The 12,149-nt window shown below is 72.9% G+C and carries 10 protein-coding genes; 5 read left to right on the top strand and 5 right to left on the bottom strand.

Annotated features, from left to right (window positions below; genetic code table 11):
* The coding region (locus PINTE_RS08565; RefSeq protein ID WP_068428714.1) for a cobalt-precorrin-6A reductase at nt 1-650 on the bottom strand (650 nt) is incomplete at its 3' end.
* Nucleotides 651-899: 249 nt separating this feature from the next.
* On the opposite strand from PINTE_RS08565, the gene PINTE_RS08560 reads away from it, so the two are divergent.
* Together PINTE_RS08560 and PINTE_RS08555 are read left to right on the top strand one after the other, a co-directional pair.
* A complete protein-coding gene (locus PINTE_RS08560; RefSeq protein ID WP_169798488.1) occupies nt 900-1,973 on the top strand; it encodes a serine hydrolase domain-containing protein in 1,074 nt (357 codons plus the stop codon).
* Nucleotides 1,974-2,116: 143 nt separating this feature from the next.
* Complete coding sequence (locus tag PINTE_RS08555; protein ID WP_245642867.1) at nt 2,117-3,766, top strand: biotin carboxylase; 1,650 nt, start codon at nt 2,117-2,119, stop codon at nt 3,764-3,766.
* Between the two features lie 48 nt (nt 3,767-3,814).
* Here PINTE_RS08555 and PINTE_RS08550 read toward each other — a convergent pair whose 3' ends face one another.
* On the bottom strand, nt 3,815-5,068 hold the full coding sequence (locus tag PINTE_RS08550; RefSeq protein ID WP_068428709.1) for a serine hydrolase domain-containing protein: 1,254 nt from the start codon (nt 5,066-5,068) through the stop codon (nt 3,815-3,817).
* A gap of 76 nt (nt 5,069-5,144) precedes the next feature.
* On the opposite strand from PINTE_RS08550, the gene PINTE_RS21845 reads away from it, so the two are divergent.
* Together PINTE_RS21845 and PINTE_RS24250 are read left to right on the top strand one after the other, a co-directional pair.
* A complete protein-coding gene (locus PINTE_RS21845) occupies nt 5,145-6,419 on the top strand; it encodes a C45 family autoproteolytic acyltransferase/hydrolase (protein ID WP_245642866.1) in 1,275 nt (424 codons plus the stop codon).
* Nucleotides 6,398-6,643: a hypothetical protein gene (locus PINTE_RS24250; RefSeq protein ID WP_068428706.1), complete on the top strand. Its 246-nt coding sequence runs from the start codon at nt 6,398-6,400 to the stop codon at nt 6,641-6,643. The genes PINTE_RS21845 and PINTE_RS24250 overlap by 22 nt, the downstream gene beginning before the upstream one ends.
* Nucleotides 6,644-6,709: 66 nt before the next feature.
* On the opposite strand, the gene PINTE_RS08535 is transcribed toward PINTE_RS24250, so the two are convergent.
* Nucleotides 6,710-7,747 (bottom strand): peptidoglycan-binding protein, encoded by a 1,038-nt coding sequence (locus PINTE_RS08535; RefSeq protein WP_169798487.1) that lies wholly within the window; start codon nt 7,745-7,747, stop codon nt 6,710-6,712.
* A gap of 418 nt (nt 7,748-8,165) precedes the next feature.
* Here PINTE_RS08535 and PINTE_RS08530 point away from each other — a divergent pair, with 418 nt between their 5' ends.
* A complete protein-coding gene (locus tag PINTE_RS08530; RefSeq protein WP_068428700.1) occupies nt 8,166-9,338 on the top strand; it encodes a cobalt-precorrin-5B (C(1))-methyltransferase in 1,173 nt (390 codons plus the stop codon).
* Between the two features lie 322 nt (nt 9,339-9,660).
* Here the strand turns inward: PINTE_RS08530 and cobM are convergent, their stop codons facing one another.
* Both cobM and PINTE_RS08520 read right to left on the bottom strand, forming a co-directional pair.
* On the bottom strand, nt 9,661-10,437 hold the full coding sequence (cobM, locus tag PINTE_RS08525; RefSeq protein ID WP_068428698.1) for a precorrin-4 C(11)-methyltransferase: 777 nt from the start codon (nt 10,435-10,437) through the stop codon (nt 9,661-9,663).
* Nucleotides 10,434-11,810, bottom strand: coding sequence for a bifunctional cobalt-precorrin-7 (C(5))-methyltransferase/cobalt-precorrin-6B (C(15))-methyltransferase (locus tag PINTE_RS08520; protein ID WP_068428695.1), 1,377 nt, complete (start codon nt 11,808-11,810; stop codon nt 10,434-10,436). Before PINTE_RS08520 ends, cobM begins: the two co-directional genes overlap by 4 nt.
* Between the last annotated feature and the right edge of the window lie 339 nt (nt 11,811-12,149).

The following is a 12,149-nucleotide window of genomic DNA, read 5'->3' as shown; positions in this document are numbered from 1 at the left end:
ACGCCCCGCTCGCGGGCGGCGACGAGCTTGGCCGCCGTCGCCGCGCCGCCGCTGTCCTTGCTGACGAGCACGTCGATCCCCCAGCGCGCCAACGTGGCCCGCTCCTCGTCGAGGGCGAACGGCCCGCGCGCCAGGAGCGTCTCGCAGCGTCGGGGCAGCGGCGGGTCGACCGGCTCGATGGCCCGCACGAGGCACCAGGCCCGCAGGCCGGCGAAGGCGACCACCTCCTGGCGGCCGATCGTGAGGAACACCCGCTCGCCCAGGGAGTCGGCGAGCGCGGCGGCCGCGGGCAGGCTCGCAACCCGGTGCCAGACATCCCCGGCGGCCGCCTGCCAGCCCGGGCGTTGCAGCCGCAGCAGCGGCGTGTTGGTCGCCGAGCACGCCTGCGCGGCATGCTCGGTCATCGTCGCCGCGTACGGATGCGTCGCGTCGACGACGGCCGCCACACCGTGCGCGTCGAGCCACCCGAGCAGCCCGTCGACGCCGCCGAAGCCGCCGGTGCGCACGGAGCCGGGCAGCTGCGCCGGGCGGGAGACCCGCCCCGCCAGCGAGGAGGTCACCCGCAGCCCGGAGCCCACCAGCGCCTGCGCGAGGGCGCGCCCCTCGGTCGTGCCGCCGAGGATCAACACGTGCGGAGCCGGATCGGTCACACCTCATCCTGACGCACCGCCACACCCCACCCCGCCCCTGCCATGCGGAGGCGTAGGCGTAGGCCGAGCCGGTCGCACCGCGACGACCCCCCACCTGCGGCGTCATCGATAGGTTTGCCACATGTGCGCGTGCGAAGTGCTGCGATGATCCCGATCGGGCGACGGGTACCGCTGCCGGTGCCAGCGATGTCACCGGCTCCGTCATCGCAACCGGCTCCGTCATCTCCGGCGCCGGGCACCGAGGTGGCGTTGCCGATCGTCGACCGCTCGTGGGACGTGCTCGGGCAGCCCGTGCGCGGGGTCGACGGCCGGTATGCCCCGCTGGCGTGGCGGCTGAGCCAGACCGACACCGACGCGTTCGTCGTCGTGCACGCCGGCCGGGTCGTCACGCAGTGGTACCGCAGCGACGCCGCGCGCACCGCTCCCCAGGCGATCATGTCGATCACCAAGTCGATCGTCGGCTGCGTGGCCGGACGGCTGATCGACGCCGGCGCCCTCGACCCGGAGGCACCGGCCACCCAATACGTGCCCGAACTCGCCGGCGGCGGCTACGCGCCCGTGCGGGTGCGCGATCTGTTGGACATGCGCGTCGGCGGGCTGGGCTACCACGAGGAGTACGGCGACCCCGCCGGGGAACTGGCCCGCATGGCGCGCACCGTCGACGGCTCCCCCGTCGGTTACGGCCTGCACGACCTCGTCGCCGGCATCGGCTGGCCCGCCACCCCCGGCGGCCCCTTCTGCTATCGCTCGCTGGACACCGAGGCCCTCGGGTGGGTGCTCGAACGGGCCGCCGGCACCACGGTCTCCGCGCTCGTCAGCGATCTGTTGACCCGGGTCGGCACGACCGGCCCCGTCGACGTCGCCGTCGACCTCTACGGCACGATGCAGAGTTCGGGTGGCCTGGGCATGACCGCGCTCGACCTCGCGCGCTTCGGGCTCATGCTGCTGCGCGGCGGCGCGGCCGGTGATCGGCAGGTGGTCTCGGCCGGATTCATCAAGGACACCCGCACCGGGGCGCCAGACTCGACCGCGGCCTTCGCGGCCCGAGTTCAGCGCGCGCTAGCGCACACCGACGTCGAAATCGACACCTTGCGCACGGGGTTATATCGCAATCAGTTCTGGGTACCTCGGCCCGCCGGGCGTGCGCTACTGTGCCTGGGCATCCACGGCCAATACCTGCTCGTCGACCCGGACACCGACTGCGTGGTCGTCAAGTTGTCCTCCTGGCGCACGCCGCAGGATCCGGGTCGTTTCTCCGACTCGTTGGAGTGCGCGGGTGTGGCCGCCATCCGTATGGCCGACCATGACCCCCACCCCCAGTGATGGCCCTCGTCAATACACTGCATCGCATCCTGACAGCCGTCAGTCTCCTGCGCGACCGACTGCGAGCGACCCCTCGGGGCACTCCCGGCGCCGCACACCTCCTGTCTACGACTTCAGCCCTTGGCCGCCGAGAGGAACCACCGATGACCCAGACGCAGCCCACGCCCGCCGACCCGCAGCTCGAACAGCCCGAGCCCGCCGACGGATCGGCACCGGTGGCCCCGCAGGAGAACGTCACGACCGCGGCCCCCGCGGTGCCCGAAGCCGAAGCCCCCGCCGAGGAATCCGCGCCGCAGCAGCCGGATCCGGCGCCGGTGACGCGGGAGAGCCACGGGCGACGGCACCTGCGCAACATGTCGGAGATCCGGGCGTTCTTCCGCACCAACGACACGCCGATCTTCTTCGTCGGGGCCACGGCGTTCAACCTGCTCGGGATCGACCGCTGGGTGCGCAACTTCACGTTCATCACGTTCTACGACTCCTGGGACGGCTACCACCCGCGGGTTTTCACGCCCCCGCTCATCGACCACGACGAGTTCGAGCACGGCGAGGACATCAACAACTACCTGCTGCGCCACCCGGCGGTGCAGCAGCACATCGCCGCCAAGTCCGCCCACGGCTCCGGGCAGAAGCCGAAGATCGTCATGGTCTTCTTCACCCCGGAGACCGAACGGATCTGCCAGGAGCTCGGCTACGAGTTGATCCTGCCGCCCTTCGAGCTGCGCAACCGGCTCGACTCCAAGATCGTCACGACCCAGCTGGGCAACGAGGCGGGCGCCGCGTCGGTGCCGAACATCCTGACCACGCTGGAGTCGTACGAGGACCTCGTCGAGAAGTCGGAGGCGGCGGGCCTGGGCGACGACCTGGTGCTGCAGACGGCCTACGGCGACTCGGGCAAGACGACGTTCTTCGTCGCCTCCCGCGACGACTGGAACAAGTGCGCCACCGACGTCGTCGGCGAAGAGATCAAGGTCATGAAGCGCATCCGCAACCGGGCGGCGGCGGTGGAGGCGGTCAACACCAAGCACGGCACGGTCGTCGGGCCGTTTATGACCGACCTCACCGGCTACCCCGAGCTGACTCCCTACCGCGGCGGCTGGTGCGGCAACGACCTGTACCCCGAGGCGCTCACCGACGCCCAGCGTGCCAAGGCGATCGAGCACGTCGGCCGCCTCGGCAACCGGCTGCGCAAGGAGGGCTATCGGGGCTTCTTCGAGGTCGACGTGCTCGTCGACCTCGACTCCGACGAGGTCTACCTCGGCGAGCTCAACCCGCGCATCTCCGGAGTCAGCTCGATCACGAGCGTCACGGCCGGCGCCTACGCCGACATGCCGCTGTTCATGTTCCACTTGTTGGAGTACCTCGACGTCGACTACGACCTCGACGTCGACGAGATCAACACGCGGTGGCGCGAACTCGCGGCCGTCGACGTGTACTGCCAGCTCGTCATGAAGACCTCGCAGGCGCAGATCCGGTTCATCGACGAGGCGCCCGCCACCGGCGTCTACCACCTCGACTACGACGGTACCCTGCACTACCTGCGCAACGGCCTCGACTGGCACTACCTCGAGGAGCCGATGGACGCGTTCTTCCTGCGCGTCTACGGGGCCGGGGAGTACCTGTTCAAGGGCGCCGACATCGGCATCCTCGTGACCCGCACGCGCATGCAGACCGAGGACGGGCGCCTCACGCAGCGCTCCCACCAGTTCATCGACGCCATCCACGGGCTGTTCAAGACCACGGACATCGACCCCGGGGCGGCACCGACGAACTACCTCGCCTACCTGAAGTAGCCCGACCGCGAGGGGCCGGGCGCCGACCGGTGCCCGGCCCCTCGCGGGTCAGGCGCCCTCGAGCACCCGGCCGAGCTGGCGCAGCGCCCACACGGTGCCCATGAGCTTCTGGGCGTCCTGCGGGTAGGGCCAGCTGGAGAGCTTGACGGCGACGAGGCCGGTGGCGCGCTCGACGAAGACCATCTGGCCGTGGATCCCCAGGGCCAGCTGCACGGGGCCGGAATCACCGGGCACGAACCAGAATTGGTTGCGGTACCAGCCGCCCGGCATGAACGGCTCGTTCTCGCCGACGGCGAACGCCTCGCGCACGTCGGGGGGCGGGTAGCAGGCGCTGGTCATCCAGTCGGCCGGCACGACCTGGGTGCCGTCGACCGCGCCGTCGGCGGCGACCATGAGGCCGAATCGCGCGAGATCCCGCAGCGTCGTCGACACGCCGCCGTCGTGGATCGCGGTGGCCAGCGGGTCGACGGTCACCTCCGCATCGTGGAACGCCCCGATCGGCATCCACAGGCGCTCGCTGAGCAGGTCGGCCATGCGGGCGCCGGCCGCCCGCTCGAACACCCACCCCAGCGCGTCGGTGTCCATCGAGCGGTACACGAACGCGCCGCCGTGCTGCGCCTGCTGCTCGGTCGTGAGGATGTAGGGGTACATGCCGAGGGGGTCGCCGTGGTTGCGCGGCGCCCAGCCCATCGAGCGTTCCATGACGCGCACCTCCGACGTCGGGTCGAGGTAGGCCTCGCTGAACCGCACCCCGGTGCGCATGTCGAGCAGGTCGCGCACGCGGCACCCGGCGTAACCCGAACCCGCCAACTCGGGCACGTAGTCCTCCGCGGGCGCCTCGGGGTCGAGCCGCCCGTCCGCCACGAGCGTGGCGCCGACGCACGACACGAGCGACTTGCTGACCGACATGACGAGGTGGCGACTGCGCCGCACCATCGAGCCGAGGTACCGCTCGGTGACGATCCGACCGCGGTGCAGCACGAGAAAACCGTCGGTCTGGGTCGCGGTCAGCAGCTCGTCGAGCGTGGGCGCCCAGTCCAGCCCGGTCGCGACGTCGCCGAGTTCCAGCGGCTGCTCGGGCAGTTCGCGCGGGGTGTCGTTGCCGTGGATGACCTGACTCGGCATGAGCTCGCGCATGTGCTGGAACGACCAGCGCACGTTCTCCGGCTCCTGCCAGTTGGCCAGCGACACCAGCGGCCGCTCAATGACGAGCAGCGGCTGGGCCTCCTCCACGTGATCCCAGGCCGACCCGGGCTCGGGGCGGTAGTAGGGGTGGTCGACGTGGAACGACTCGGCACTCATGCGGGAAATGCTATGCCGCCCTCATCCGTCAAGTCACATTTGACGATCCGCCCGTCGTCAAGTAACAATTGACGTCATGAACATCTTGACGATGCAGCCCACTCCCCCGACCAGGAACGACGACTGGCAGGGGTGGATCCGCTACGGCCTGCAGTGGGCCGCGCTCGGCTCCGCGGCCTCGGCCCCGGCTCGCGACCGCGCCGCCTCCGACATCCGGGCCTGCCCGGACCCGTGGGGCGAGCGCTGGGAGGGCCACGCCTCCCCGCGGTGGACGGCCGCCGACGCGAGTGCGCCCGCCTCCCCCAGCGCCCCTGCTTCCCCGAGCGCATCGAGCGCAACGAGCGCAACGAGCGCAACGCAGGCCCCGGACCGGCGGCTCGCGTTCGTCGGTTACCGCGAAGACACCCCGGGCGAGCGCTGGCGCGCGCTGTTCCAGGCGACGTGGCCGGCGTACCGCGCGTGGTACCTCAGCCAGGGCTGGGAGGCCCGGCCGACGCTCGCGGAGGCCGAGGCCCGGCTCCGCGAGCACATGCCCGAGCTCGTCGACACCTGGCTGGCCCTCGTCGCCCGCACGGGTCACGACCCGGTGGCGGCGCGGCTGCTGACGATGTGGCACCTGCCGTTGTTCGCAACCGGCTGCTCACAGGTCGTCATCACCGGCGAGAGCCCCCGGCTCGTGCGCAACTACGACTACGACCCGAACCTGTTCGAGGGCGTCGTCGCCTCGACGAACTACTCCGGCCGCCGCAAGGTCATCGGCACCTCCGACCTGCTGTGGGGCCTGGTCGACGGCATGAACGAGGACGGCCTGACGGTCAGCCTCACGTACGGCGGCCTGCCGACCGGCCCGGACGCCCCCGCCGGGTTCGCGGTGCCGCTCGTCGTGCGCTACCTGCTCGAGACGTGCGCGACCGTGCCGGAGGCGATCGCGGCGCTAAAGCGCCTGCCGGTCGCCCAGTCGTACAACCTCGCGCTGCTCGACACCCACGGGGCGCACGCCGCCGTCTTCGTCGGCCCCGGGCGCGAACCGGAGGTCTCCGATCTGAGGGTGACGACCAACCACCGCCTGGGCGCCGTCGAGCGCCCCGACGTCGCCGGCCCCCTGGAGAGCAAGGAGCGTCAGGACCTGCTGTTGGGCGCGCTCGACGAGCCGGCCGACGAGCAGGTGGCCCGCTTCACCCGGGAGCCGGTGCGCCGGCAGGACTACGCCCGCGGCTTCGGCACCCTCTACACGGCCGAGTACCGCCCGGCGGAGGGCACCCTCACCTACCATTGGCCGGACGCCACGTGGCGCCGCGGATTCGATGACGGGGAGGCCGAGGTCGAGGTATGGGTGAGGCAGAACCACTGACCGGCGCCGACGTCGAGCGCGCGGCGCAAGAGATCCGCGCGCGGGTGGCCGCGCTCGCGGCGAGCACCGACCCGAACGCCTTCCGCGAGCTGCTCGCGCTCAGCGAGCAACTCGGCCTGGCGATCGGTGAGTCGGCCCGCAACCTCGCCGCCAGCGGCTCCTGGAGCCGGGTCGCCGAGCAGGCCGGCACCACCAAACAGGCCGCCTGGTCGCGCTGGCACTGAGCCGGCGTCGCCGACGACACGGTCACGGGGGCGCGCACCGTTTCGCCGCGGTGCGCGCCCCCGGGCTCAGTGCCGGGTGGCGACGCGCTTGACCGCGGCGATGTTGCTGTCGATCATCCACGCCGGCACGGGCCGGGGCAGCTCGACGGTCAGCGAGACCATGCTCGGGTAGCGGTTGCCGACCCAGGTGCCGATGCTGCCGCGGTACGCGGACAGCTCCTTGACGGGCAGGCCGGAGATCCGGGCGTAGGTGCCCGCCCACTGTTTGCCGCGGCCGGAGAAGTCGATGCAGCGCAGCGCCTGGTGGAACGACATGAACGCCGTCGGGCGGGCGGCGCGGAAGACGTCGTGGATCGCCACCGACTCCGGCTCCGAGAGCGGACCGGTGCCCGGGTAGTAGGGGTTGCCTCGGGCGGAGGCGGGCTGCCAGCCGATCGCGTTGCGGTTGAGGTCGACTCCGCGGGCGTTGCCGCGGGTGCCGGCGGTGCGGCCGTCGGGGTTGGGGTAGGTGAAGATCACGTACGCGACGCCGGCCGGGGGCGTGGAGTTCGCGATGGAGCGCAGCACCGGCACGCCCTCGCACTCGTTGCCGTGCACGCAGCCCATGAGCAACACCCGGCGCTTGGCGGTGGCGAGGTTGCCGACGACCCGCACCTGGATGGCGCGGCCCTGCACGGATCGGCCGACGGTGTTCAGGCCGCGCGTCAGCTTCGTCGCGGGCCGCAGCAGGTTGTAGGTGCGCTCGTCGACGACGCCGGTGACCGGCAGCTTGTTGCGCCGCTGGAACGACTTGACCCGGTCCTGCGTCTGCGGCCCGAAGTGCACGGCGACCGCGCCGGTGCGGGTCGGCTTGCCGAAGTTGCGGATCTCCGAGGCGCGCAGCGCCCGGTCGATCGAGGACACGATCGCCCCGACGCTGCCGGCGCGCGCGACGGTGGTGCCGCCGACCCGGGTGTCGGCGGGTGCGGTCGGGGCGCTCGGTGCCTGCTGAGCCGGCTGGGTCGCCGCGGCGGCGGCCGACGCGCTCTGAGCGACCTGCGCGGGCTGGGCTTGGGCGGCCTGCGCGGCTCCACCGGTGACCAGGAGCGCGCCAGCGCTGGTCACGGCGGTCAGGACCGTGGCGAGGCGGCGGGCGACCGAGGCGTCGCGCCGGGTCTGGCTCCGCGTTCGGCTCGGACCGTCCGGCGTGGGGCGTCTCGTGGGGGCGGCGATCAGGGGGTTTCGGGCAGGGGTCATCGGCGTTCGTCCTTCGGGGTTGCCGTCGGTGGCTGCGTGACGGCGCGCGGACGTGGTCCGCGTGCGCTGTCGGATCGTCGGGTCGTCAGGGCCGCCGTGTTCTGGGTCGGCCCCGGTGTGCGGGTGGCGGCGCTCACGCGTGCCCCCCGCACGTCAGCCGAGCCGGCTCACGTGCCCCCGTGCCCCCCGGATGCTGCCACGGCGATGGTGACACGATGACGTCGTGATATCGCCCGCACACGCCGACGACGCCAATTCCGAGTCGGTCACGGATTCGGTTGGCGCAGTGGAGCAATCGACAAGCCCTGGCACGGGTGGCCGGGGTGGCCGGGGTGGCCGGTCAGCTCAGCTCGAGCACACCGGCCTGCGGCCCGGCTGGACCACCGGCGCCTGCGCCACCGCGGCGGCGACGAGCGCCTACACGGCGCTGCTGACGGGCGAGTTTCCCGACCCGGTGACGATCACGCTGCCGAAGGGCCGCACGCCCGCGTTCGCGCTCACCGCTGAAGAGCTCGGCACGGGCGACGGCGGCGAGGGGGGCGAGGCGGGCGACGCGGCCTGGGCGATGGCGGCGGTGACGAAGGACGCCGGCGACGATCCCGACGTCACGCACGGCGCCGTGATCCGGGTCGTCGTGCGGCCCGGCGAGCCCGGCTCCGGGGTGGTCTTCGAGGCCGGAGACGGGGTGGGCACCGTGACACTGCCCGGCCTGCCGCTGCCGGTCGGCGAGCCGGCGATCAACCCGGTGCCGCGCCGGTTCATCACCGAGCACCTGCAGCGGGTGGCGGCCGAGCACCGGGCGGAGCCGGACGTCGTCGTGGCCGTCGGCGTCGACGACGGGGCGCGGATCGCGGAGCAGACGTGGAACCCGCGGCTCGGGATCCTCGGCGGGCTGTCCATCCTCGGCACGACCGGCGTCGTGGTGCCGTATTCGTGTGCGGCGTGGATCGATTCGATCCACCGCGGGATCGATGTGGCGCGGGCGCTGGGGCACACCCACGTCGCGGGCTGCACCGGCTCCACCTCGGAGCGGGTGATCACCCAGCTGTACGGACTGCCGGAGACGAGCCTGCTCGACATGGGCGACTTCGCGGGGGCGGTGCTCAAGCACCTGCGGCGACACCCGGTGGATCGGCTGACGATCTGCGGCGGATTCGCGAAACTCAGCAAGCTCGCGGCCGGGCACCTCGACCTGCACTCCGGCCGCTCCCAGGTCGACCTGCCGCTGCTGGCGTCGCTGGCCCGGGAGGCGGGCGGCGACGCCGAGCTCGTCGCCGCGATCGAGGCCTCGACGACCGGCCTGGGTGCGTTGCAGCTCGCCCAGGCCGCGGACGTGGCCTTGGGCGACGCCGTCGCCCGCACCGCCCGCGACCAGGCTCATGCCGTGCTCGGCGACGCACCCGTCACCGTCGACGTCGTGTGCATCGACCGCGGCGGCACGATCGTCGGCCGCAGCTGAGGCAGTTCCGGCCCGCCCGGCCGTTGACGCCGGGCCCGGGCCGCCGCACCGAAGCCGCCGCACCGAATCCGCCGCACCTAAGCCGCCGCACCGGGGGCGCCGCACCGAAGCCGCCGCACCGAATCCGCGCGACGGCACCGAACCCTGCCACGAAACTGAGCGCCCTCGGAATCACTGGACACCCGACACGAAACTGAACGCCCTCGGCTGAACTGAACACCTGCGATCGCGGGTGTCCCGTCGACGTCGAGGTGCCCTGTCGGGTTTGAGGTGTCCTGTCGGGCTCGAGGTGTCCCGTCAGGCTCGGGGTGTCCTGTCGGGCTCAGGGTGTCCCGTCGGCGCCGTCCGCCCGGCAGTCGTGCCGCTCGCGCAGGGCGGAGTAGAGGTGGGAGTCGGGAAAGCCCTCGGCGCCGAGCACCCGGCCGACGAGGATGACCGCGCTACGCCGCAGCCCGGCGGCGTGCACCTGCCCGGCGATGTCGGCGAGGGTGCCTCGCAGCACGACCTCCCGCGGCTGGCTGGCGTACGCGACGACGGCGGCGGGGCAGTCGGGTCCGTAATGCGGGGTGAGCCGTTCGGCGATCTCCGCCACGGCCTGGGTGCCCAGATGCAGCACCTGCAGCGCGCCGGTCGCCGCGAAGGCCTCGAGGCTCTCCCCCGCCGGCATCGGCGTGGCCCGCTTGCCGTAGCGGGTGAGCACCACCGACTGGCCGACGGTCGGCACCGTCAGCTCGTGCCCCAACGACGCGGCCGCCGCGGCGAACGCCGGTACCCCGGGCACCATCTCGTAACCGATGCCCAACGCGTCGAGCCGGCGGATCTGCTCGGCGACCGCGCTGTAGATCGACAGGTCGCCGGACTGCAGGCGCGCCACGTCGTCACCGCGCGCGTCGGCCGCCGCGAGCTCGGCGATGATCTCGTCGAGCGTGAGGTCGGCGGTGTCGACGAGCCGTGCATCCGGGGCCGCCTGGTCGAGCAGCTCGGTCGGCACGAGCGCGCCCGCGTAGAGCACGACCGGGCAGGTGGCCACGAGCCGCTGACCGCGCACGGTGATGAGGTCGGCGGCCCCCGGCCCGGCTCCGATGAAGTAGACGGTCACGCGGATTCTCCTGACTGCGAGGCCGATTCACCGGCCGATTCGTCGACCGGGTCTCCAGCGGAGGCGGCGGCCGGGGCGCTCTTGGTGACACTCCACTGGGTGACGGGCCGCGCCGGCACCCAGCCGGTGTACCCGCCGATCGGCTCGGCGCGCGAGACCTCCAGGCGCACGAGCCGACCCCCGAGCCGGGCCTGCAGGTCGATGAGGAGCGCCTCGGACTCCAGGGTCACGGTGTTCGCGACGAACCGGCCGCCGGGGCGCAGCGCGCGCCAACACGCCTCGAAGACCCCGTCGACGCCGAGGCCGCCGCCGACGAAGATCGCGTCCGGCGCGTCGACGTCGCTCGAACCCGGCTCCGGCGCGCTCCCCAGTCCGTCGAGTGCCTGTGGCGCGGCGCCCCGCACGACCCGCAGGCCGGGTACGCCGAGGGCGGCGGCGTTGCGTTCGATACGCGCCGCACGGTCCTCACGACGTTCGACGGCGATCGCGCGGCACGAGCGGTGCGCGCGCATCCATTCGATGCCGATCGTGCCGGTGCCACCGCCGATGTCCCACAGCAGCTCGCCGGGCGCCGGGGCCAGCGCGGCCAGGGTCAACGCCCGCACCTCCCACTTCGTCAGCTGCCCGTCGGTCTCGTACGCGGAGTCGGGCAGCCCGGCTCCCAGGTGCAGCCGCGGAGTCTCCCTGCCGGCCTGGTCGCTCGGGGCAGCGCCGCGGCGCGTCTCGATGGCGACGACGTTGAGCGGCGGCACCTGCTCGCGCTCCACCCCCCACCCGGAGGCGGTGCCGCCACAGCGCGACTCCCGCGCGCCCCCCAGGTCGCCCAGGACCGTGAGCGTGGAGGCGCCGAAGCCGGATTCGGCGAGCAACGCGGCCACCTGCGCGGGCGTGCCGGACCCGGACGAGAGCACGAGCACCCGGCGCCCGGGATAGAGCGCGGCGGCGAGCGTGTGCACGTCGCGGCCGACGGCGGAGACGACCGCGACGTCCTCGACGGCCCAGCCGAGGCGGGCGCACGCGAGGGAGATCGACGACGGGTGGGCGTGCACGCGCAGGCCGTCGGCGCCGAGGTGGCACACGAGGAGGCGGCCGATGCCGTAGTGCATCGGGTCGCCGGAGGCCAGCACGGCGAGCGCGCGGTCGGCGTGACGGGCGAGCAGCGGCCCGACCGCGGGTGGCAGGGGCGAGGGCCAAGTGAGGCGTTCGGCGGAGACGACCGTCGGCAGCAGGTCGAGCTGACGCGGGGCGCCGATGATCACGTCGGCGGAGGTCAGCGCGTCGCGGGCACCGTCGGTCAGGCCGGCCCACCCGTCGGCGCCGATGCCGACGAGGTCCACCCGCCGCCATTCGCTGGGTGACGTCTGCCCGCTCACCGCCGCGCCGCCCCGCGTGCCATCGCGTATTCCGCCCCACGTGCCGTCCCTCGTGGCGCCCCACGTGCCGTCGTGCATGCACTCCCGCGTGCCGTCGCGCGTGCCGTCCCGTTCACGCCGATCGAGCCTAGCCGCCGTCAGCCGACCGACCCCCACCGGCCGAAGGGTTGGGGAGACCGTGGGACCGACCGACCCCATCGGCCGACCGGACGACTCCCACCAAGGTCGAAGGCTGCCCTTTCGGTCGAGGGCTCCGACTGCAACCCTAGCCCTCGACCGAACGGGCAGCCTTCGACCAAGAGGGGGCCGACGAGTTGGGGAGGCCGTGGGGCGGGGCGG

This window comes from Piscicoccus intestinalis NBRC 104926, from assembly GCF_001515525.1.
Classification (GTDB): domain Bacteria; phylum Actinomycetota; class Actinomycetes; order Actinomycetales; family Dermatophilaceae; genus Kineosphaera; species Kineosphaera intestinalis.
The sequence above is the reverse complement of the archived record's forward strand: the minus strand, read 5'-3'. Positions and strand labels throughout refer to the sequence as shown.